Consider the following 22,476-nt stretch of genomic DNA (forward strand, 5'->3'; position numbering starts at 1 on the left):
CCGATACGCTGGAAGCGGGGCCGACCCCCCGGAGAGGGCGGGGGCTGCTTTCGGCCCGGGGGCGCCTCCATCGCGAGAGGGAAGCGCCTGACCCCGCGAGCTGCGAAGATCGGCTTGTGCGTGTACTCCGGCCGCTGGTGAGCAGGGCTACCTACCGCCGCTGGGTGTACCTCGTCCTCGGTGGGGCGATCAGCGTGCCCTACCTGCTCTTCGCCGCCGTGGCCGTGCCGTCGCTGCTGCCCTTCACCACCACGCTGGACCGGGCCGCCGGGATCGGTGGCCTTGTCACGCTGCTCGTCGTGGCCGGGACCGCGTTCCTGCCCGCCGTGCACGTCCTTGAGTCCACCGCCGTCCGGGAGCTGCTCGACAATCCCGCTCCCGGCGCGCCCGCGAAACCGCACACCCGGCCGGGGCGGGTCCGGGCTGCCGTGATGTTCGCGCTCCACGTGCTCGTCGGGTGCGGTGTCAGCCTGGTCAGCCTCGCCGCGCCCGTCGCCTTCGGGCTCTCCGTGAGCGCCGTGTTCACCGGCAACCTGATCCAAGGCGAGGCCGAGGTCACCGTGCCGAAGGGCTGGGCGTCCGCGTGGATCCCCGTCGTCTTCGCGGTGGCCGTGGTGGTGCTGATCTACGCCGTGTGGGTGATCGGCGGGGTTCTGCGGCTGGCCGCGCAACGGCTGCTCGGGATGACCGCCGCCGATCGGATCGCGCAGCTGGAACGGCGGACCGAGCTGCTCGCCGAGCGCAACCGGCTGGCCCGGGAGCTGCACGACTCGGTGGGGCACGCGCTGAGCGTCGTCTCGATCCAGGCCGGCGCCGCCCGGCGGACGCTGCGCACCGATCCGGACTTCACCGAACGCGCGCTCGGCGCCATCGAGGACTCGGCCCGCACCGCGCTCGACGACCTCGACCACGTGCTCGGGCTGCTCCGCGAAGAAGCCGCGGGCCGGACGCCGCAGCCGTCGCTGACCAACCTGCCGAATCTCCTCGAAGCGACGCGGCTGGCCGGCGCCGAGGTCATCGCCGGCATCGACGGCGATCTGGCCGCCGTGCCGCCGGTGGTGTCGCGCGAGGTCTACCGGATCCTGCAGGAATGCCTGACCAACGCCGTGCGCCACGCCGGTAAGGTCCCGGTGACGCTGGACGTCGACGTCGCGGCCACCGGCCTCGTCGCCCGGGTCGGCAACCCGCTCGGCAGCGCGACGCCGCGGGCGGGCCGCCGGGGCCTGCGCGGGATGGCCGAGCGGGCGGCGGTGCTCGGCGGTGAGCTGACGGCCGGACGGGCCGGCGAGCGGTGGGAGGTCGTGGTGCGGGTGCCGTGGGGGAGCGGGCGATGAACGTCGGGGTGCTGCTGGTCGACGACGAACCGCTGATCCGCGCCGGTCTGAAGGCCATCATCGACAGCGAAGCCGGCCTCGCCGTGCTGGGCGAGGCCGCCGACGGCGCCGAGGTGCCGGGGCTGGTGGCCCGGCTGCGCCCCGACGTCGTCCTGATGGACGTCCGGATGCCCGCGGTCGACGGGATCCGCGCCACCACGCACTTGATGTCCACTGTGGATAGTCCGCCGAAGGTGATCGTGGTGACCACCTTCGAGAACGACGACTACGTCTACGACGCGCTCGTCGCCGGCGCCAGCGGGTTCCTGCTCAAGCGGGCCCGCCCGGAGGAGATCGTCGCGGCGATCCGGACCGTGGTGGCGGGGGAGTCGCTGCTGTTCCCGGCGGCGATCCGCAAGCTGGCCGCCCGGCACTCGCCGTCGCCGGCGGGCGACGGGCTGGCGAGTGCCGGGCTGACCGAGCGGGAGCGTGAAGTGCTGCGCCTGATGGCCGCCGGACTGTCCAATGTGGAGATCGCGACCGAGCTGTACCTGGGCATCCAGACCGTGAAGACCCACGTCGGCAACGTGCTGGCCAAGCTCGGGGCCCGCGACCGCACCCAGGCCGTCGTCCGCGCCTACGACTCCGGGTTCGTGACGCCGGCGGGTTAGCCCCACATCCCGCGGGCCCAGCTCGCGGCCTGGGTGAAGCCCGCGCCGCCGGAGGCGCAGGAGAGCGTCTCCGTGCCGAAGATCGTCCCGTCGTGCTCGACGCCGTGGTGCACGCCGATCGCGTACGGGCCGTCGTCCCACCAGCCCCACAGCGGCGCGCCCGAGACGCCGGACGCCTCGTCGGCGTCGCTCTCGACCTGGGTGGTGTCGTAGCTCGTGCCGTTGACGGTGATGTCGTCACCGTCGTCGTCGTCGCGGACGGCGATGGCCGGCTCGTACGACATGGACGTCAGGCTGACGTCGTACGGGAAGCCCGCCATGGTCCAGTAGTCCCCGTCCTCCCAGGCGCTGTTGTACCCGCGGTAGCCGAAGTAGCCGACGTTGTCCCCGATCGGGTCCCACAGCTGGCAGACCTTGATGTCGCTGCCCGAGTCCGAGTTCCACGACCAGTAGCTCCGGACGTAGCTGACCAGCCCGGCGCCGAACACGGACTGGCCGTTCCAGCACGCCGGGATGACCTTGATCTGCCACGGCCCGCTCGTCGGCGGGCCCACGTGACCGCTGGTCATCAGCGTGCTGCGGCCGATCAGGTAGCCGGTCGCCTCGGACGTGGTGACCCAGCTCCCGCCCGGGGTCGGCTGGTAGCTGCAGTACAGCTTGCAGACCGCCGTGTACGGGTACGCCGACGGGTAGACCAGCGACCGGGACTCGCCGTCGATGATCGTGCTGTGGTTCTCCGACAACAGGGTCTTCGTGCCGCGGGAGGTGATGCCGCGCCGCGTCGGGCCGAGCGACGTGGTCGTCTTCGGGTGGATGCCCAGCGGGACGCCCTTCGGCCGGTGCGGCGCGCCCGTGGGGGCGTCGGCCCGGACCTGACGGCGACCGCGGTCCGCACGCTGGTCCGCCGTGCGGGTGCGGACCTCGCCCTCGTTCGCCTCGACGCCGGGCAGGCCGTACAGGACGGGCCCGTCGGTGCGCAGGGTGAACGCGCCGTCGTACGCGGCGCTCCGCACCACCTCGACGTCGCGGCCGCCGCCGGTCCACAGGGCATTGGCCGACTCGGTCACCACGCCCCAGGGCCGGGTGTCCTCGCCTTCGTCTTCGGGCTCGAATTCGAGCAGCCGGGTCTGGCTCCACGGTCCGTCGGTCATGGTCGCTCCCTCGCAGGTCCGAACCGCCGCGTGCGGTTCGTCCGGAAGAGCGCGCCGAAGGCCGCAAAAATACATCCGGACCGCGAGTCCGCCCGGACGGGCAGCGGTCAGCCGACGTCGTCGAGCAGGGCCTGGATCGCCGCGGCCATCGCGGCCGGGTCGCCGTCGCCGGGACGAAGCACCAGGTCAGGGGCCGCGGGCCGCTCGTACGGCGCGTCGATGCCGGTGAACCCGGTGATCTCCCCGGCGCGCGCCTTCGCGTACATCCCCTTCGGGTCGCGCGCCTCGCACACCTCCAGGGGCGTGTCGACGAAGACCTCGACGAACGGGAGGTCGCCGTGCGCCTCCCGGGCGAGCCGCCGGTCGGCTTCGTACGGGCTGATCAGCGACGCGATCGCGACGACCCCCGCGTCCGCGAACAGCTTCGCGACCTCCGCGACGCGCCGGACGTTCTCCGCGCGGTCCGCCGGGCTGAAGCCGAGACCCGCGTTGAGCCCGTGGCGCAGGTTGTCGCCGTCCAGGAGGTAGGCCGGACGGCCCGCCGCGACGAGCCGGCGTTCCAGCTCCACCGCCACCGACGACTTGCCCGACGCCGAGAGCCCGGTCAGCCACACCGTCGCGCCGTGGGTCGGCCGGTCCTCGCGGCGCACCGCCGTGGTGTGCCAGACGACCGGGGACGCCGCTGCGCCGGTGATCATCCCGGCGGCGACCGTGTCACCGGTGTGCTCGTCGACCAGCAGGAAGCCGCCGGTCGCGCGGTTGCGGCGGTAGGCGTCGAACAGCAGGGGTGCGCGGGTGCGCAGCCGGATCCGGCCGATGTCGTTGAGCCCCAGCGACTCCGCCATCTCGTCGCGGTGCAGGGTGGTGACGTCGAGGCGGTAGTCCAGCCGCTCCACGGACCCGCGTGTCTCGGTGGTCGTGTGCCGGACGACGTAGGTCGCGCCCGGCGTCAGCTCGGCCCGCTCGGAGAACCAGCAGACCAGCGCGTCGACCTCGCGGGCCGACTCCGCGCGGTTGCCCGGCCGGCACAGCATCGCACCGCGGCCGAGATCGAGGTCGTCGGCCAGTTCGACGGTCACGGCCTGTCCGGTGAACGCCTCTTCCAGCGGTGTTCCGCCCGGGCCCCACACCGCGCGCACCTCGGTGGTGAACCCGGACGGCAGCGCGACGACTTCGTCACCGGGCTTGAAGACGCCGCCGGCGATGGTGCCCGCGTAACCGCGGAAGTCCGAGCGCCGGATCACGTACTGCACCGGGAACCGCGCGTCGATCAGGTTGCGGTCGGAGGCGACGTGCACCTCTTCCAGCTGGTGCAGCAGCGAAGTCCCTTCGTACCAGGGCATGCTGGCGCTGCGGTGGACGACGTTGTCGCCGTGCAGCGCCGAGACCGGCACGAACGTCAGGTCGGCGACGTCGAGCTTCATCGCGAACCGCCGGAAGTCCTCGCGGATCTCGTCGTACCGCTCCTGCGACCAGCCGACGAGGTCCATCTTGTTGACGCACACCACGAGGTGCCCGATGCCCAGCAGTGACGCGAGGAACGCGTGCCGCCGCGACTGTTCGAGGACGCCCTTGCGCGCGTCGACGAGGACCAGCGCCAGGTCGGCGGTGGACGCGCCGGTCACCATGTTCCGCGTGTACTGCAGGTGCCCCGGCGTGTCCGCGATGATGAACTTCCGCTTGGGCGTGGCGAAGTAGCGGTGCGCGACGTCGATCGTGATGCCCTGCTCGCGTTCGGCGCGCAGGCCGTCGGTGAGCAGCGCGAGGTCCGGGTAGTCCTCCCCACGCTCGCGGCTCGTGCGTTCGAGGGCGGCGAGCTGGTCGGTGAAGATCGCCTTCGAGTCGAACAGCAGCCGGCCGATCAGCGTGGACTTCCCGTCGTCCACACTGCCCGCGGTGGCGATCCTCAGCAGCTGCATCAGAAGTAGCCTTCCCGCTTGCGGTCTTCCATGCCTGCTTCGGAAATCCGGTCGTCCGCGCGGGTCGCGCCACGCTCGGTGATGCGCGTCGCGGCGACTTCGGCGACCACTTCGGACGGTGTGGCCGCCGACGATTCGACGCAGCCGGTGCAGGTGGCGTCGCCGACGGTCCGGAACCGCACGGTCGCCTCGTACGGCGTCTCACCGTCCACAAGCGACAAGAACCGCGTCGCCGCGAGCAGCATGCCGTCGCGTTGGACGACCTCGCGGCGGTGCGCGTAGTACAACGGTGGCAACGAGATCCGCTCGTCGCGGATGTACTGCCAGATGTCCAGTTCGGTCCAGTTCGACAGCGGGAAGACGCGGATGTGCTCGCCGCGCCGGTGCCGCCCGTTGTAGAGGTTCCACAGCTCGGGCCGCTGCGCCCGCGGGTCCCACTGGCCGTGCTCGTCGCGGAAGCTGAACACGCGCTCCTTGGCCCGCGCCTTCTCCTCGTCCCGGCGGGCGCCGCCGAACACGGCGTCGAAGCCGCCTTCGCGGATCGCGCGCAGCAGCGTGGCCGTCTGCAGCCGGTTGCGGCTGGCCCGCGGGCCGGTCTCCTCGACGACGCGCCCGGCGTCGAGGTCGTCCTGCACGCTCGCGACGTGCAGCCGCAGGCCGAGGGCGGCGACGGTCTCGTCGCGGAACCGCAGCACCTCGTCGAAGTTGTGGCCGGTGTCGACGTGCAGCACCGGGAACGGCAGCGGCGCCGGCCAGAACGCCTTCGCGGCGACGTGCAGCATCACCACCGAGTCCTTGCCGCCGGAAAAGAGCAGGACGGGGTGTTCGAAGGTCGCCGCGACTTCGCGGAAGACGTGCACGGCCTCCGCTTCGAGCGCGGCCAGGTGCGACAGCTCGTACGAGGTCACGGACATCCGAAAAAAGTAGAACATGTTCTTGTCATCGGTCAAGCGGTGCGGGACCCTGTGACGATGGACCTGGTCGTACTCGAAGAGATCCGCCGGCTGAAGTACCGCTACCTGCGCGCGGTCGACCTGAAGCAGTGGGACGAGGTGGCCGACACGTTCACCGTCGACGCCACGGCCGACTACGGGACCCGCGCCACGGGCCGTGAAGGGCATCAGCTCGCCGGCCGCGACGCGATCCTCGAGTTCCTCACCAAGAGCCTCGGCAACGGCATCATCACCGTGCACCACGCAGGTCAGCCCGAGATCGACGTCGACGGCGACACCGCGACCGGGCGGTGGGCGTTCACCGACAAGGTGATCGTGCCGGACCACAAGGTGATCATCGACGGCGCCGCGTTCTACGAGGACACCTACCGCCGCGACACCGACGGCGCCTGGCGGATGACGCACATCGGCTACACGCGGACGTACGAGTCGATGACCTCCTGGGAGGGCGACGCGGGCTTCCGGCTGCTCGCCAACCGCTGGGCCGTGCCCGCATGATCGAGAACGAGTTCTCGCTGACGCGGCCGTTCGCCGAGGCGATCGTCGAGGCCGAAAACCTGCTCGCGAGCGCGCCGCACGTGAAGACCGAGCAGGACCTCCTCGAGGGGTACGACTACCTCGCCGGCAGCATCCGCGCGTCGCTGCAGATGGCCTGGGCCTACCAGCGCGACTTCCCGTACTTCACGGCGTCCACCGGCCCGTACACGAAGATGGGGCTGGACAACCCGGACACGCTCTACTTCAACGCGAACATCCGCGACGACCGTGAGTACCTGGTCACCGGCGTCCGGGGGACCACTGCCGACCTGAGCTTCCAGATCCTCAACGGCGACTATTCGCCGGTCGTGGTGCCCGACAGCCTCGCCGCGTTCGACGACCGGGCCATCGAAATCGGCGAAGACGGCCGGTTCGAGCTGCGGTTCGGCCCGGCGCGCGAGAACCCCGGGCCGAACTACTTCACCCTCGGTGCCGGTTCGTCGATGCTCGTCGTGCGCGAGGTCCACAGCGACTGGGCGACCGAACGGCGTGGCGAGATCCGCATCCAGTGCGTCGACACCGCCGGGCAGGCGCCGCCGGTGCCGGACCGGCCGGCGCTGGCCAAGCGCTACGGCGTCACCGGCAAGATCCTGCTGAGCCGGCTGAAGACGTTCCTGGCCTTCCCGAAGTGGTTCTACGACGACCTGCCGGTGAACACGATGACCGAGCCGCGCTCGACGCCGGGCGGGCTGACCACGCAGTTCTCCTCGGCCGGGCACTACGAGCTGGGCGACGAAGAGGCGATGATCGTCACCGTCCCGCGCTGCGCCGACGCGCCGTACCAGGGCATCCAGCTCGGCAGCCTCTGGTACGTCTCGCTCGACTACATCAACCACCAGACGAGCCTCACCGCCGACCAGGCGCGCGTCGACCCGGACGGCAAGATCCGGTTCGTCATCAGCGAACGCGACCCCGGCCTGGCGAACTGGCTGGAGCGCACCGGGCACGACCGCGGGTACGTCCAGATCCGCTGGCAGCGGATCGCGCGGGACCTCGGTCCGGCCGACGGCCCGGTCGTCGAGGTCGTCAAGGTCGACGACCTGCCCGACCGGCTGCCGTTCCACACGGAAGCGCGGGTGACGCCCGAGGAGTGGGCGGCGAGGATCGCGGCCCGGCAGGACGCCGTCGCCGCCAGGATGCTGGGGTGAGCATGTCGGAGTTGTTGCGGGACAAGGTGGTCGTCGTCTCGGGGATCGGCCCGGGGCTCGGCCGGTCGATCGCCGTGCGCAGCGCCATGGCCGGCGCGGACGTCGTGCTCGCCGCGCGCACCGAGTCACGGCTCACCGAAGTCGCGAAGGAGGTCACCGACCTCGGACGCCGCGCCGTCGCGATCCGGACCGACATCGACGACGCCGACTCCGCGGCGAACCTGGTGAGCGAGGCCGTCGAGGCGTTCGGGCGGGTGGACGCGGTGGTGCACAACGCCTTCGCCGTCCCGCCGCTGACCGATCTGGCCACTGTGGACTTCGACGCCGTCCGCGCGGGTTTCGAGACCGCGGCGATCTCCGTGCTGCGGCTGACCCGGCTGTTCCTGCCCGCGCTCAAGGAGAGCAAGGGCTCGCTGGTGATGATCAACTCGGCGGTGCTGCGGCACTCGCGGCGGACGTTCGGCGCGTACAAGATGGCGAAGTCGTCGCTGCTGTCGCTCTCGCAGAGCCTCGCGAGCGAACTCGGGCCGGACGGCATCCGCGTCAACACGGTCGCGCCCGGGTACATCTGGGCGCCGAACCTCAAGTGGTACTTCAACTACCTGGCCAAGGAACGCGGGATCACGTCGGAGGAGGTCTACGCCGAGACGGCGTCGACGATCGACCTGCGCAAGCTGCCGGAACCCGACGAGATCGCCGACGCCGTTGTCTTCCTCGCCTCGCCGATGGCGCGCGCGATCACCGGGCAGTGCCTCGACGTCAACGGCGGCGAGTACCACCACTAGGAGGATCCATGCTCCCCGGCCGGGCCGACCTGGGCACGTTCGACGACCTGCACGCCTCGGCGTCGAAGCTCACCGGGCTCGACGACTTCGGCGGCGACGAGTACGTCGAGGGCCTGCGCGTGTTGCTGGAGTCGTTCGAGGCCGACGAGGACCTGACGCCGTTCGGGAACAAGGTGCACCGTGCGATGCTGCGCGGCGCTTTGGTGGCTCGATTGCTCAGCGAGGTGGGCTGGAAGCAGCACCCGGCTTACGTGGACGTCCCAGTGGAGCGGCCGATCTTCGTCACCGGCCTGCCCCGCACCGGCACGACGGCGTTGCACCGGCTGCTCGTCGAGGACCCCGCGCACCAGGGCCTCGAGGTGTGGCTCGCCGAGGTCCCGCAGCCGCGGCCGCCGCGTGCGACGTGGGCGGAGAACCCGGTGTTCCAGGGGATCCAGGCCGGCTACGAGCGCCACCACGTCGAGCACCCGGAGTTCATGGGGGTGCACCACATGTCCGCCGACCAGGTGGAGGAGTGCTGGCAGCTGCTGCGGCAGTCGATGCGGTCGGTGTCGTTCGAGTGCCTCGCGCACCTGCCGCGTTACTCGCGCTGGCTGGCGAAGCAGGACTGGACGGACGCCTACGCCCGGCACCGCCGCAACCTGCAGCTGATCGGGCTGCCGGACGCGGGCAAGCGGTGGGTGCTCAAGAACCCGAGTCACCTGTTCGCGCTGGACGCCCTGATGGCGGCGTACCCGGACGCGCTGGTGATCCAGACGCACCGCGCGCCGCGCACGATCATGGGCTCGATGTGCAGCCTGGCCGAGAAGGCCGCGGACGGCTGGTCGACGAAGTTCCGCGGCGAGGTGATCGGCCGTTCGCAGCTGGATCTGTGGGCCCGCGGTGCGGACGAGTTCCACGCGGCGCGTTCCCGTTATGACGCGGCGCAGTTCTATGACGTGGCGTACGAGGACTTCGTCGCGGACCCGATCGGGACGGTGTCCACTGTGTACGGCCACTTCGGACTGACGCTGACTCCTTCGGCGCGTTCCGCGATGACGTCGGTGCACGAGGGGAGTCGCACGGGCGCGGCGAAGCCGGTGCACAAGTACAGCCTGGCGGACTTCGGCCTGACGGCGGAGGAAGTCGACGAGCGTTTCGCGGATTACTCGCGTACCTACGGCTCGTGAGTGTTTAGGGCGGTTAGAACCGCCCTAAACACTCACGACGAGCCGCGGCAGACTCCTATCCGGCGGCGGCCTGCAGTCCTCAGGTCCCGGTGTCTCAGGACTCCGGCCTGGTCCGCGCTTGGCGGCTGATAACTCTCGCCGCCGTGTGGCGATGCAGTGCGACTTTCGTGCGGTGCGAGGGTCGTGAGTGGTAATGAGGGTTCTAACCCGCATTACCACTCACGACGAGCCGCGGCAGACTCCTAACCGGCGGCGGCCTGCAGGCCTCGGGTCCCGATTCCTCGCAGCACTTCGACGCGCTCCGCGCCCGGGCGGCTGAGCACCCAGCTCGACCCGGGCACCGACTTCGCGCGCTTCTTCAGCGGCGCCAGCAGCCGCGAAACCTCCTGGTACGACCGGATCGAGCCGCTTCCGCAGACCAGCGTCGCCAGCGAGACCGTCACCGGGAGGCCGTCCGCCGACCAACGGCGGTCCAGCAGTGCTCCCGCCACCGTGGCGATCTCGTCGACGTCGCAGACCACCAGGAAGTCGTCGCCGCCGACGTGGCTGACCCGCATCCGGCGCAGGCCGCCCGCCTGTGCGGTGAGCGCCGCGCCCAGTTCGCGGATCAGGTCGTCGCCCGCGGCGAAACCCGCCGTGTCGTTGACCGTCTTGAACGCGTCGATGTCCAGCCACGCGGCCACGAACGCCTCGCCGATGGTGATGCGGCGGGCGACGTCGCGGGCCACCGTGTCGCTGCCCGGCAGCCGGGTCAGCGGGTTCAGCGCCGCCGCGGCCTCGACCTTCGCCTCGGCCACGCCGCGGACCACCTCGGTCACCAGCACCACGCCGAGGCAGCGGCCGGTGTCGTCGACCACCACGACGTCGTCGCCGGTGCGGCCCCAGTCGGCGTCGGTGACCAGCTCGAGGAACTCCATCGCCCCGGCGCGCGCTTCGATCGTGTGCGGGGCGTCGGCGAGCCGCGCGGCCGGGCGCTTCGCGTGCAGCGCGTGGCCGTAAGGCCCGGTCACGGCGACCAGGAACCGCGTCCGGTCGACCGACCAGCGGGGCCGGTTCAGCTCGTCGACGCCGATGACGCCCGACGGCGCGTCCGCGGCCGCGAGCACCTCGCGGACCTCGTCGCACGTCGCGGTTTCCGGCAATGTCGTGGCCGGGCGCAGGAAGTCGCCGACGCACTGGGCGGGGCCCGGGGCGGCGACGGCGGGTGCCCGGGTGAGCAGCGCCGGCGCCGGGCCGGCCGCCGTCGGCGGGGCGAGCAGGTTGCCCTGGGCGATCCGGATGCCGAGCCCGCGGACCGCGTCGAGCTGGGCGTCGGTCTCCAGGCCGGTCGCGACCAGCCGGGTGCCGGTGCGGGTGGTGTAGTGCAGCATCGCCTCGGCGACGGCGACCGACGCCGGGTCGTCCGGCAGCCCGCGCAGCACCGTGCGGTCCAGCTTGACCAGGTCGACCGGCGCCTCGACGAGCAGGCTCAGCGGCAGGTCGCCGCGGCCGAGGCCGTCGAGCGCGAGCCGGAAGCCGAGGTCGGCCAGCGCCCGCATCCCGCTCAGCGCGCGCTCGGCCGGCAGCGGGGAGAACGGCGGGCCGAGCTCGAGGACGACGTCGCGGGTGCGGCGCCCGGCGTCGCCGAGCTCGGCCAGGAGGTCGTCGAACATCGCCGGCGGCGCGCCGAGCGTGCGGGCGGAGAGGTTCAGGTGCAGCGGGAGCGACGTCTCGTCCTGCCGGACGGCGGCGATCGCGAGACCGAGGTCCACCTCGGCGAGCCGGCCCTCGCGGCGCGCCTGCGTCAGCAGCTCCGCGACGGTGCCGTGGGCCGGCCTGGCCAGCGCTTCGTGAGCCACGACGCCTCCGGTGTGGAGGCTGTACAGCGGCTGGAAAGCGAAGCGGACCGCGCGTGGCGACTTCACGCTTCCGATGCTCGCCGGTCCCGCGCCGAAACGAAACCCATGTCAGCTGATGTTCATCGCAGCGGCACCCGGGTTACGCACATCGGGTTACTGGATCACGCTTGACTTATATAAGTGGCCGCTTGTAGTTTGGCCGGGTGCACGCGTTCGACGTCCTCGGCGACCCGGTCCGCCGCCGCATCCTGGAGCTGCTGGCCGACGGCGAGCGGGCCGCCGGCGCGGTCACCGAGGTGATCCGGGCCGAGTTCGGCATCTCGCAACCCGCGGTGTCCCAGCACCTGAAAGTGCTGCGGGACAACGGCTTCGCGCTCGTCCGTCAGGAGGGCACGCGCCGGCTGTACGCGGTCGGGCACGAGCCGCTGCGCGACGTCGACGTCTGGCTCGACCGGTTCCGCCGGTCCTGGACCCCGCACCTCGACGCCCTGGCCACCGAAATCGCCCGCGGCAAGCGCTCCCGGCGCCTCCGTGAAGAAGAAGGAGACTCTCCGTGATCGACTCCAGCCACCAGATCAGCGCCGTCCGCCGGACGCTCGGCGACCGGGTGATCGACGCGAAGGACGCCCGCGTCCTGACCATCAGCCAGGTCTACGACACCGACGTCGACGACCTCTGGGACGCCTGCACGAACGCCGAGCGCATCCCGCGCTGGTTCCTGCCGGTCAGCGGCGAGCTGAAGCTCGGCGGGCACTACCAGCTGGAAGGCAACGCGGGCGGCACGGTCGAGCGCTGCGAGCCGCCGCACAGCTTCGCCGCGACGTGGGGGTTCGGCGACACCGTCAGCTGGATCGAGGTGCGGCTGACGCCGGAAGGCGCGGGCACGCGGTTCGAGCTGGAGCACGTCGCGCACGTCGACGACCGCTGGGACGAGTTCGGCCCGGGCGCGGTCGGCATCGGCTGGGACGGCATGCTGGTCGGCCTGGTCCTGCACCTGGCCGACCCGGGCAAGGCCGTCGACCCGGAAGCGGCGATGGCCTGGATGATGTCGCCGTCGGGCGTCGAGTTCATGACGGCGTCGAGCGAAGCCTGGTACCAGGCCGACGTCGCGGCGGGCGCCGACCCGGTCAACGCCCGCGCGGCGGCGGACCGCACCTTGGCGGCGTACACGGCCAAGCCGGAGGCCTAACGCTCCGCGGTCTTGACCGCGGTCAAGGTGATCACCGCGTCGGGCTGGACCTCGGTGCCCGGGGCCGGGTCCTGGCCCGTCTGGACCCAGTTGCGGTCGATCAGCAGCGCGCGGCCCTGGCCGGTGCCGTCGACCTCGCGCAGGTTGTAGAGGCCGGCTTTCTGCATCGCGTTCTGGGCGTCCTGGTGGTTCATGCCGGAGACGTCCGGGACCTTGATCAACGCGGCCGACGTCGGTGCCGCCGACGTTGGCTCGGCGGCGGAGGTGGAGGTGGAGGTGGATGTAGCGGACGTGGTGGTCGCTCCGGGGCCGCTCGTGGGGCCGGCACCGCAGGCGGCGAGCCCGGCGCTCAGCACCACAGCGGCGGCGGCGACGCGGATCGGACTGATCATGGCAGCTCCTCGGTGGGCGGATACCCCGTCAGTCGGCCCGTGAACACGCGGTGTTGCCCATCGATCGGGTGATTCCGGGGGCGCCGGATAAGGTCGGGCGTATGGATCACGGCACCGAAACGGACCCCCGAGCGGCTCGACGGGACCCGGTGGCCAACGCCGGCGGGTTCACCGACCTGGCGAGCAGCCCGTTCCGGATCGACCGCGACCGGATCGCCGCGTCGCCGTTCTTCGCGCGGCTCGGCGGCGTGACGCAGGTGGTCAGCGCCGGCGGGGCCGGGCTGCTGCACAACCGGCTCACCCACAGCCTGAAGGTCGCGCAGGTCGCGCGGGCCATCGCCGAGCGGATCACCGCCGGGCCCGAAGCCGATCTCGCCGCGAAGCTGGGCGGCTGCGACCCGGACGTCGCCGAGGCCGCCGCGCTCGCGCACGACCTCGGGCACCCGCCGTTCGGGCACCTCGGCGAGCAGACGCTCGACCGCATCGCGCGGCACCGCTTCGGCCTCGCCGACGGCTTCGAGGGCAACGCGCAGTCGTTCCGCATCATCACCACGACCGACGTGCGCGGGCCGTCGGCGATCGGGCTGGACCTCACCACCGCCGTGCGCGCCGCGGTCCTCAAGTACCCGTGGCTGCGGCTGCACCACCCAGCGCCGCACCCGTCGGAGATGGCCGTCCCGCCGCGCGGCGCCGCCGAGCCGGACGACCACCCGGGCACCGGCGCGGCCAAGTTCTCCGCCTACGCCACCGAGCTGGACGACTTCGAGCAGGCGCGCGCGGCGTTCGCCGGCCGCGTCGAGAGCTGGCAGCAGACCGTCGAGGCGTCCGTGATGGACACCGCCGACGACATCGCCTACGCCATCCACGACCTGCAGGACTTCCACCGCATCGGCGTCCTGCAGCACGCGCCGGTCGCCGCGGAGCTGGGGGAGTGGCTGCTGCACGCCGATGAGCTGGCCGGGCTCGACGACGAGACGCTCTACGCCGAGCTGCGCCGGCCGGGCCGGTCGCTGGAACGCCTGCGCCGCCGCATGCACGCCAAGGACGCGTGGATCGTCGACGACGACGCCTTCGCCGCGGCGGTCGCGCGGGTGCGCGCGGAGCTCGTCGACGGGCTGCTGGCCGGCGCCTTCGACGGCTCGACCGAGGCCGAGCAGGCGACGGCGGCGTTCTCCGCGAACTGGACCGCCCGGCTGGTCGACGGCGTGTTCGTGGTCGCCTCGCCGTCCACCCGCGCCGGCCACGTGACGCTCGCGACGGCCCAATGGCACGAGGTCCAGGTGCTCAAGTTCGTGCACCGGCGGTTCGTGCTGCTGCGCCCGGACCTCGCGCTGCACCAGCGCGGCCAGGCCGGCGTGGTCGCGAGCCTGGTCGACGCGCTCGACGCCTGGCTGCTGGACCGTGACGAGGTCTCCCGGCTGCCCCGTCGGCTGCACGACCTGGTCGAGCTGGCCCGCGCCGAGTACACGGGCCTGGCCCGCACGGCGCCGGAACTGCTGGTCGGCGCCACGGGCGAGCCGGTGACCGGCCGCGACGCGGTCCGCAACCTCGCGCGCGGCCGGGCGGTGGTGGACTTCGTGGCGTCGTTGACGGACAAGCAGGCGGTGACCCTTTTGGACGCTTTGTCCGGCCGGTCGGCTCAGCCGTGGTCGGACTCGTTCGTCCTTTGACGGGTGAGCGCTGCTGTAGGTAGGCCTGCGCCGCCCCGGGGTGTGGACGCGCGGTGCCGGAGCCGCCGGCCAGCGGGGGAAAGCGGCATGGGCCTGGCCCGCACGGCGTTGGAGTCGGCGCTCAGCGGACGGTTCGGCGGCCGCGGCCGGCCTGGGAGCGGGGTGCCGTCGTGCGCGGCCGGGCGGTGACGGATAAGCAGGCGGTGACTCTTTTGGACGCTTTGTCCGGCCGCTCGGCCCAGCCGTGGTCGGACTCGTTCGTCCTCTGACGGACCATGTCCGATTCTTGTCCGATCGCGACGATCCCGTGCAGTGGTATCGCTTGACGCGGCTGGTCCGTTTCGTTCGTCCTGTAACGGTTGAGCGGTTCCGCTGAACGGCCTACGACTTACGGTCCATTCAGGAAAATACCCATCCGATGTCACTCGAACGGCTGATGCTTACAGAGAACTCACAGTACTTAGCTTGGTCCCGTCGGTGATCACCGGCGTCGGTCAGCGTGAGTCGGGGCACGCGCCTGGAGATATCGGAGGGCGCACGTGCGTCGTACCCGTTCCACGAGATCGAGATCCACTGTGCTCACGGCCGGAGCGGCGGCGTTGCTCGCCGCGCTCGGCCTGGTGTCGCCGCCCGCCGCGGGCGCCGCCACCGCGTCCACACCGGACACCTTCACCGCCACCGCGCAGCAGCAGATCGCCGCGCTCCAGGCCGTCAAGGCCGGGAAGACCGGGGCTGAGTCCAAAGTAGACAGCAAGCTGCTCGTCGCCGAAAAGGGCGTGGGGAAGCAGCTGAACGCACTGCAGTCCGGGGCCGCTGTCTCGAATACCGGGACGGTGCTGGTCGACATCCGCGCGACCAAGGTCTCCCCGGACCTCATCTCCGGGCTCACCAAGGCCGGGGCGGGCATCCGCGCGGTGTCCGACCGGTACGGCAGCATCCGGGCCGAGGTGCCGCTGGCCGCCGTCAGCGCGATCGCCGCCCGCGGCGACGTCAAGCGCGTCGAGCAGGCCGACCAGGCCCTGACCGCCCGCGAACTGGCCACCCCCGCGACGACGCCGGGCAAGGCCGCCGAGACCAAGCAGCAGAAGGCCGCCCGCATCTCGGGTGAGCTGCAGAAGGCCCTGTCGAGCAAGACCCAGCAGCGCAGCGCCGCCGCGGCCGCCACGCTGACCAGCCAGGGCGACCGCGCGCACAACGCCGACATCGCCCGCCAGCAGTTCGGCGTCACCGGCGTCGGCGTCAAGGCGTGCGCCCTGTCGGACGGCATCGACTCGCTGGCCACCTCGCAGGCCAAGGGTGAGCTGCCGCCGAACGTCGACGTCATCGCCGGGCAGGAGGGCGACGGCGACGAGGGCACCGCGATGCTCGAGATCATCCACGACCTCGCGCCCAACGCCGCGCTCGGCTTCGCGTCGGCGTTCAACTCCGACGCCAGCTTCGCGGACAACATCCGCAAGCTCCGCTTCGAGTCGCACTGCGACGTCATCGTCGACGACGTCATCTACTTCAAGGAAAGCCCGTTCCAGGACTGGATCATCGCCCAGGCCGTGAACGACGTGACGGCGAACGGCGCGCTGTACTTCTCCTCGGCGGGCAACGAGGGCAACGTCCTCGACGGCACCGCCGGGCACTGGGAAGGCGACTTCGTCGACTCGGGCAAGTCGGTCGGCAAGTTCGCCGGTGTCGCGCACAACTTCGCCGGCGCGGCGGGCAACCAGATCTACGAGCCCCTCTCCGACGCGTCCTCGGCCGGCGTCCCGGTGACGCTGCACTGGTCGGACCCGCTCGGCGCCTCGGCGAACGACTACGACCTCTACCTGCTGAACTCGGCGGGCGCGGTCGTGGACTTCAGCCAGGACGTCCAGGACGGCACCCAGGACCCGTTCGAGATCCTGCAGACGCCGGCGTTCGGCGGCACGGGCCTGCGCCTGGCCGTCGTGAAGTTCTCCGGTGAAGGCCGTTACCTGTCGCTGTCCGCGCTGCGCGGGCGGTTCAAGGACTCGGCGGACGGCCTCAAGGCCTACAACACCCCGGGCGTGACGGTCGGCCACTCGGCCGCGCGCGACGCCTTCAGCGTGGCCGCCACCCCGGCGGCCGCGGCGTTCGGCCGGCCCCTCGAGCCGGGCGACCCGGCCAACCCGACCGGTCCGTTCCCGGGCTCGTTCAGCAGCACCTCCAAGGCCGAGCGGTTCAGCTCCGACGGCCCGCGGCGCGTGTTCTACGAGGCCGACGGCACCCCGATCACCCCGGGCAACGTCTCCTCGACCGGTGGTGAGGTCCGGAACAAGCCGGAGATCACCGCGGCCGACGGCGTCCAGACCAGCGTGACCGGCTTCAGCCCGTTCTTCGGCACGTCGGCCGCCGCGCCGCACGCCGGGGCCATCGCGGCGCTGGTGCTCTCGGGCAACCCCGGCCTGCCGCCGTCGGAGGTCCGTGAAGCGCTGATCAACACCGCCGTCGACATCGAGACCCCGGGCCGCGACAACGTCACCGGCTCGGGCGTCATCCTCGCCGACAAGGTGCTCGCCTACACCGGCGCCAGCCCGCAGCCGCTCGCCGTGGCCAAGCAGCCGACGGTCACCCCGGCCGACGGCGGCTCGTCGCTCGACCCGGGCGACACCGCCAAGGTGACCCTGCCGGTGACCAACGACGGTGACGGCGCCGCCGTCTCCACCAGCGTCGTGCTCACCAGCCCGACCCCGGGCGTGACCGTGGCGCCGCGCTCGAAGTCCTACGGCACCATCAGCCCGGGACAGACCGGCGTCAACGACTTCACCATCACCGTCCCGGCGAGCCAGCAGCTCGGCGTGCCGGTCGTGCTGAACGCCAAGGTCAGCTTCGCCGGTGCGCACTCGCCCACCACGACGACGTTCTCGCTCCCGGTCGGCACCCCGTCGCCGGTCGCGCAGGACTTCGCCTACACCGGCGCGCCGGTCGCGATCCCGGACAACAGCCCGGTCGGCGCTTCGGTGACCATCCCGGTCACCGGGGTCGGCCGCGCCGCGAAGGTGTCGTTCTCCGTGGACGGCACCACCTGCAGCACCGACCCGCTCTCGACGGCGGTCGGCCTGAACCACTCCTACGTCGGTGACCTGGTCGGCTCGCTGACCTCGCCGTCCGGGGCCAAGGCCACGGTGTTCCAGCGCAACGGCGGTTCGGGCAAGAACCTGTGCAAGGTCGTGTTCGCCGACGACGCGGCGGTCGCGTTCAGCACGGTGACGTCGGCCAACGCGCCGTTCACCGGCTCGTACAAGCCGGCGAACGCCCTCGGCAGCCTGGCCGGGGCCGTCGTCGACGGCACCTGGACGTTCGGGGTGGTCGACGCGGCCGGCGGCGACGTCGGCTCGATCCGCTCGGTCGCCCTGCACATCAACGGGTTCGTCCAGCCGGCGGCCGCCGGCCGGCCGTCGAACGTGCACGGCGCGACGAACAACGGGCCGGTGCACCCGCAGTAAGTTTGCACTAAAGCCGTGAAGGCCTCCTTACCGGCCATAAGAGCCGGTAAGGAGGCCTTCACGGCTTTTGCCGTAGCGTGCGGTGTTGTGGCGAAGGCACGGGAGGTCGCGGGCGGCGGGCGTGCGGTGACGGTCCCGCCGGACCGGCTGGCCGGCTGGTTCACCCGGTTCGCGCAGCGGCACGGCGGCATCGTGACGACCGAAGCCACGCCCGCCGAGGTCCGGGTGGTCGCGGGCGACGGCACCACGGCGATCGCGACCGTCCCTTTCGGACTCCTCGACGCGCCGTCGCTCGAAGGCCTCGTCGCGCACGCGCTGGTGCCGCGGCGGATCGCGCTCCTGCTGGTGCGGCTCGGCAGTCACAGCGTCGGCGTTTCCTTCGACGGCCGGATCGAGGTCTCCCGCACCGGCCGCCACCTCGTGCACGGCCGGTCCGCGGCCGGCGGCTGGTCGCAGCAGCGCTTCGCCCGGCGTCGTGAAGGCCAGGCCCGTCACGCACTGCAGGCGGCCGCGCAGGACGCGGCCGAGGTGCTCGTCCCGCGACTGTCCGAAGTGGACGCCGTCGTGCTCGGCGGCGACCGGCGGGCCCTCGACGAGCTGCGCGAGGACCGCCGTCTGGCGCCGCTGTTCGCCCGCGCGGAACCGCGCGTGCTGGAACTCGGCGAACCGCGGCGCAGCGTTCTGGAAGACGCCGCCGCGCGGGCCCTGGAAGTGGAGATCACGCTGCGCGACGGGTGAGTCCGCACACGTCGAGAGAAACCCGTGGACGCCGCCCCGTACACTGGTCGCGTGGAGATCCTTCTGGAGTGAGCCGTCGCACCGGTCAGACCTGGCCGGTCCGCTTGACGCTGCCCTCCAATCACCCCCTTTTACCGGGAGTTTCCCTTGATCACGGCCACCGGCCTTGAGCTGCGCGCGGGTTCGCGCATCCTGCTCGACGGCGTCAGCATCCGCATCCAGCCCGGCGACCGCATCGGCCTCGTCGGCCGCAACGGCGCGGGCAAGACCACCTCGCTGAAGGTCCTCGCCGGCGAAGGCGAGGCGCACGCGGGCGAGGTCCGCCGCACCGGCGAGCTCGGCTACCTGCCGCAGGACCCGCGCGAAGGCGACCTGTCGGTCACCGCGAAGGACCGCGTGCTGTCGGCGCGCGGCCTCGACAAGCTGATGCGCGACATGGAAAAGGCGCAGACCGCGATGGCGGAGCTGGTCGACGACGCCCAGCGCGACAAGGCGATCAACCGCTACGCCCGGCTCGAGGAGCGGTTCTCCTCGCAGGGCGGGTACGCCGCCGAGAGCGAGGCCGCGCGCATCTGCTCGAACCTCGGCCTCGCCGACCGGGTGCTCTCCCAGACGCTGGGGACGCTCTCGGGTGGGCAGCGCCGCCGCGTCGAGCTGGCGCGGATCCTGTTCGCCGCGGCCGAAGCGGGCGCCGGCGGCAAGTCCGAGACGATCCTGCTGCTCGACGAGCCGACCAACCACCTCGACGCCGACTCGATCACCTGGCTGCGCACCTTCCTCAAGCAGCACGACGGCGGTCTGGTCGTGATCAGCCACGACGTCGAGCTGCTGGCCGACGTCGTCAACAAGGTGTGGTTCCTCGACGCCACCCGCAGCGAGCTCGACCTGTACAACATGGGCTGGCAGCGCTACCTGGACGCGCGCGCCACCGACGAGAAGCGCCGCCGCCGCGAGCGCGCCAACGCCGAGAAGAAGGCGTCGGCGTTGCAGCAGCAGGCCGCGAAGCTCGGCGCGAAGGCGACGAAGGCCGTGGCGGCCAAGAACATGGCGCGCCGCGCGGAGCAGATGCTGTCCGCACTGGACGAGACCCGGCACGCCGACAAGGTCGCCCGGATCAAGTTCCCGGAACCCGCGCCCTGCGGCCGCACGCCGCTCACCGCGGAGGGGCTGTCGAAGTCCTACGGCTCGCTCGAAATCTTCACCGGCGTCGACCTCGCCGTCGACCGCGGGTCCAAGGTGGTCGTGCTCGGGCTGAACGGTGCCGGAAAGACCACTTTGCTCCGGCTCCTCGGCGGAATGGAAACTCCGGATACCGGCGGGGTCGTCCCGGGTCACGGAATGCGTTTGGGCTATTACGCACAGGAACACGAAACTCTTGATCATGATGCGTCGGTGTGGGAAAACATCCGACATCTCGCTCCGGACACCGGCGCGCAGGAGTTGCGGAACCTGCTCGGTTCGTTCCTCTTCACCGGCGAACAACTCGACCAGGCCGCCGGCACCCTTTCCGGCGGCGAGAAGACCCGGCTCGCCCTGGCCGGCCTGGTCTCCAGCGCTGCCAACGTGTTGCTGCTCGACGAGCCGACGAACAACCTCGACCCGGCCAGCCGCGCCCAGGTCCTGGACGCTTTGCGCAGTTTCTCCGGCGCCGTGATCCTGGTGACGCACGACCCGGGCGCGGTCGAGGCCCTGGAGCCGGAGCGGGTCATCCTGCTGCCCGACGGCACCGAGGACCATTGGTCGGCCGACTATCTGGAACTTGTCCAGCTTGCGTGAGCCGTGCGTCCATTCGGGTGCAAGATCACTGCCGGTGAGGCACTGGAATGGCCCAATGTGATCGCAGTTTCGGTCGTTTTACGGCTGTCGTCTGGCATTCCGGCGCTCAGTGTTCGATCATTGCCCCGGCAGGGGCCGATTGTGGCCCAGAACACTCTCGGCGGGAAGGCGATCGACGTGGCTGATCTCAAGAAAGGCGCGCGGATCACCGGCAACACGCGCGACAAGCTGGCCGCTGACCTCAAGAAGAAATACGAGAAGGGCGCGAGCATCCGGGCGCTCGCGGAGTCCACGGGCCGGTCCTACGGGTTCGTCCACCGGGTGCTCTCGGAGTCCGGGGTCCAGCTGCGGGGGCGCGGTGGGGCCACCAGGGTCAAGAAGAAGTAGGCGAGGACTGCTGCGCGGGGGGCGCAGTGGGAACTGCCGCAGCAGGCTCCTCGGCCACGCGGAACGCCAGGTACGCCCCGAGCAGGATCAGGGGGTACACCAGGTAGCCGTAGCGGGTGGCCGGGGTCAGCAGGATCAACGCGCCGAGTCCGACGGCGATGCGCAGGAGTGCGCCGGAGCCGTTCGCGGGGGGCCGGCGCACCAGCCAGACCAGCATCGCCACGGCCGCGGCGCCGACCAGCACGAAGGCCGCCACCTGGCCGATCGCCCCGGTTTCGGCGATCAGGTGGCCTGGCAACGGGCTCGCCGCGGGTGACCGCACGACACCCATTCCGAGCGGGAACCGGAAGACGTGCTCCACGAACGCCGCCGGGTCCACCAGGTACACCGGCAGGTGCAGCACGGCCGTCGTGGCCACCAGCGCGGTGGCGAACCGCGCGAGCGCGGGCCAGTCGAGGCGTTTCTTCCCGCGTACCAGCACGAACACGGCCAAGACCGCGGCCGCGGGCGCGACGATCAGCTTCGCGCTGACGACCAGCGCGAGCACGACTCCCGACCAGGCGCCCCGGCCGGTGGCGGCGAGTGCGCACGCGAGCACCAGGAGTCCGACGATCGCCAGGTCCGGGCCGGCGACGGCCCAGGTGAGCGCGGTCAGCGGGCAGGCCAGCGCGAGCTGCGCGGCCCCGACCGGGACTCGGGGCCACTTCAGCAGTTTCAGCGTGCCCAGCACGCACGCGCAGGCCGCGAGGGCGAACATCCAGCGGGCGTCGGTGAGCGCGTCGGCCAGCGGCGTGCCGCCGAACAGTGCCCGCGGCAGGCCGAAGACCGTCATCACCGGACCGTAAGGCGTGTAATCGTTTACCACGGGCGGGCGGCCGAGCGCGGTGACGTCGACGTACGGGGTTCCGTGGTGCAGCAGCAGATCCGCGGACCGCTCGATCACCCAGACCTCGGGCTGGGCGGCCCACGAGATCGGCGTGATCAGCCAGTCCACTCCGGTCAGTCGGCGAATCACGAGGACTGCCAACGGAAGGATCATTGCCAACAGGGCGACCGCGGCTATCCCGCACCAGCGGGAACCGAGTACGCCGCGCGGCGTACGGCCCGTGCGTACGGACAGCAGCAGCCAGCCGCTGTGCAGGGCGCCGAAGCCGTACGCGGCCGTCGCGAAGTTGCCCCAGACGCGGTAGCCGTAGAACTCGGCGACGAGCGCGGTCGGCAGCGCGAAAGCCAGGCAGGCCAGGTAGAACCCCAGATCCCACTTCAGCGGGCCGGGGCCGGGGGAGTGGGCCGGTGCCGTGAAGAACCGCAAGACGCGCCCCTGCCGGGGCGCCAGGCCCGCCTCCGTTTCCACCTGGTCAGGCTACCGAGGGGTCCGCGGCCTG

Annotated in this window: 19 protein-coding genes; 13 read left to right on the forward strand and 6 right to left on the reverse strand. The window is 71.6% G+C overall.

Annotated elements, in window-relative coordinates:
• Nucleotides 1-116 precede the first annotated feature (116 nt).
• Together OG439_RS03680 and OG439_RS03685 are read left to right on the forward strand one after the other, a co-directional pair.
• Complete coding sequence (locus OG439_RS03680) at nt 117-1,334, forward strand: sensor histidine kinase (protein ID WP_326947899.1); 1,218 nt, start codon at nt 117-119, stop codon at nt 1,332-1,334.
• Nucleotides 1,331-1,984 carry a response regulator transcription factor gene (locus OG439_RS03685; protein WP_326947900.1) on the forward strand — a complete coding sequence of 218 codons (654 nt, stop codon included), beginning with the start codon at nt 1,331-1,333 and terminating at the stop codon, nt 1,982-1,984. Before OG439_RS03680 ends, OG439_RS03685 begins: the two co-directional genes overlap by 4 nt.
• On the opposite strand, the gene OG439_RS03690 is transcribed toward OG439_RS03685, so the two are convergent.
• The 3 genes from OG439_RS03690 to cysD form a co-directional block, all read right to left on the reverse strand.
• On the reverse strand, nt 1,981-3,135 hold the full coding sequence (locus OG439_RS03690; RefSeq protein ID WP_326947901.1) for a trypsin-like serine peptidase: 1,155 nt from the start codon (nt 3,133-3,135) through the stop codon (nt 1,981-1,983). The two genes, OG439_RS03685 and OG439_RS03690, sit on opposite strands and share 4 nt — an antisense overlap.
• A gap of 107 nt (nt 3,136-3,242) precedes the next feature.
• A complete protein-coding gene (gene cysC / locus OG439_RS03695; RefSeq protein ID WP_326947902.1) occupies nt 3,243-5,054 on the reverse strand; it encodes an adenylyl-sulfate kinase in 1,812 nt (603 codons plus the stop codon).
• Entirely contained in the window at nt 5,054-5,968 is a 915-nt protein-coding gene (gene cysD / locus OG439_RS03700; protein ID WP_326947903.1) for a sulfate adenylyltransferase subunit CysD, read from the reverse strand. The genes cysC and cysD overlap by 1 nt, the downstream gene beginning before the upstream one ends.
• A gap of 57 nt (nt 5,969-6,025) precedes the next feature.
• Here cysD and OG439_RS03705 point away from each other — a divergent pair, with 57 nt between their 5' ends.
• From OG439_RS03705 to OG439_RS03720, 4 genes are read left to right on the forward strand one after another with little or no spacing between them, the layout of a single operon-like run.
• On the forward strand, nt 6,026-6,505 hold the full coding sequence (locus OG439_RS03705; protein ID WP_326947904.1) for a nuclear transport factor 2 family protein: 480 nt from the start codon (nt 6,026-6,028) through the stop codon (nt 6,503-6,505).
• Complete coding sequence (locus tag OG439_RS03710) at nt 6,502-7,692, forward strand: hypothetical protein (protein WP_326947905.1); 1,191 nt, start codon at nt 6,502-6,504, stop codon at nt 7,690-7,692. Before OG439_RS03705 ends, OG439_RS03710 begins: the two co-directional genes overlap by 4 nt.
• 2 nt (nt 7,693-7,694) lie before the next feature.
• Entirely contained in the window at nt 7,695-8,477 is a 783-nt protein-coding gene (locus tag OG439_RS03715; RefSeq protein WP_326951485.1) for an SDR family oxidoreductase, read from the forward strand.
• Nucleotides 8,478-8,485: 8 nt separating this feature from the next.
• Nucleotides 8,486-9,646, forward strand: a complete 1,161-nt coding sequence (locus tag OG439_RS03720) for a sulfotransferase family protein (RefSeq protein WP_326947906.1) — start codon at nt 8,486-8,488, stop codon at nt 9,644-9,646.
• Nucleotides 9,647-9,888: 242 nt separating this feature from the next.
• Here the strand turns inward: OG439_RS03720 and OG439_RS03725 are convergent, their stop codons facing one another.
• On the reverse strand, nt 9,889-11,550 hold the full coding sequence (locus OG439_RS03725) for a GGDEF domain-containing protein (protein WP_326947907.1): 1,662 nt from the start codon (nt 11,548-11,550) through the stop codon (nt 9,889-9,891).
• A gap of 137 nt (nt 11,551-11,687) precedes the next feature.
• Between OG439_RS03725 and OG439_RS03730 the strand changes: the two genes are divergently transcribed.
• Together OG439_RS03730 and OG439_RS03735 are read left to right on the forward strand one after the other, a co-directional pair.
• Nucleotides 11,688-12,041 carry an ArsR/SmtB family transcription factor gene (locus OG439_RS03730; RefSeq protein ID WP_326947908.1) on the forward strand — a complete coding sequence of 118 codons (354 nt, stop codon included), beginning with the start codon at nt 11,688-11,690 and terminating at the stop codon, nt 12,039-12,041.
• Nucleotides 12,038-12,673: an SRPBCC family protein gene (locus OG439_RS03735; RefSeq protein WP_326947909.1), complete on the forward strand. Its 636-nt coding sequence runs from the start codon at nt 12,038-12,040 to the stop codon at nt 12,671-12,673. Before OG439_RS03730 ends, OG439_RS03735 begins: the two co-directional genes overlap by 4 nt.
• On the opposite strand, the gene OG439_RS03740 is transcribed toward OG439_RS03735, so the two are convergent.
• A complete protein-coding gene (locus OG439_RS03740; protein WP_326947910.1) occupies nt 12,670-13,065 on the reverse strand; it encodes a PASTA domain-containing protein in 396 nt (131 codons plus the stop codon). The genes OG439_RS03735 and OG439_RS03740 overlap by 4 nt on opposite strands.
• A 101-nt stretch (nt 13,066-13,166) precedes the next feature.
• Here OG439_RS03740 and OG439_RS03745 point away from each other — a divergent pair, with 101 nt between their 5' ends.
• The 5 genes from OG439_RS03745 to OG439_RS03765 all read left to right on the forward strand — a co-directional run bounded on the left by OG439_RS03745 (nt 13,167) and on the right by OG439_RS03765 (nt 21,091).
• A complete protein-coding gene (locus tag OG439_RS03745; RefSeq protein WP_326947911.1) occupies nt 13,167-14,735 on the forward strand; it encodes a deoxyguanosinetriphosphate triphosphohydrolase family protein in 1,569 nt (522 codons plus the stop codon).
• Between the two features lie 575 nt (nt 14,736-15,310).
• Complete coding sequence (locus tag OG439_RS03750; protein ID WP_326947912.1) at nt 15,311-18,190, forward strand: S8 family serine peptidase; 2,880 nt, start codon at nt 15,311-15,313, stop codon at nt 18,188-18,190.
• Nucleotides 18,191-18,277: 87 nt separating this feature from the next.
• Nucleotides 18,278-18,928, forward strand: coding sequence for an acVLRF1 family peptidyl-tRNA hydrolase (locus OG439_RS03755; protein WP_326947913.1), 651 nt, complete (start codon nt 18,278-18,280; stop codon nt 18,926-18,928).
• 147 nt (nt 18,929-19,075) lie between these two features.
• Complete coding sequence (locus OG439_RS03760) at nt 19,076-20,704, forward strand: ABC-F family ATP-binding cassette domain-containing protein (RefSeq protein ID WP_247049237.1); 1,629 nt, start codon at nt 19,076-19,078, stop codon at nt 20,702-20,704.
• Nucleotides 20,705-20,881: 177 nt separating this feature from the next.
• Complete coding sequence (locus tag OG439_RS03765; RefSeq protein WP_005437638.1) at nt 20,882-21,091, forward strand: helix-turn-helix domain-containing protein; 210 nt, start codon at nt 20,882-20,884, stop codon at nt 21,089-21,091.
• Here the strand turns inward: OG439_RS03765 and OG439_RS03770 are convergent.
• Nucleotides 21,078-22,403: a glycosyltransferase 87 family protein gene (locus tag OG439_RS03770; RefSeq protein WP_326951486.1), complete on the reverse strand. Its 1,326-nt coding sequence runs from the start codon at nt 22,401-22,403 to the stop codon at nt 21,078-21,080. The genes OG439_RS03765 and OG439_RS03770 overlap by 14 nt on opposite strands.
• Nucleotides 22,404-22,476: the final 73 nt, after the last annotated feature.

This window comes from Amycolatopsis sp. NBC_01307, from assembly GCF_035975215.1.
Taxonomy (GTDB): Bacteria; Actinomycetota; Actinomycetes; order Mycobacteriales; family Pseudonocardiaceae; genus Amycolatopsis.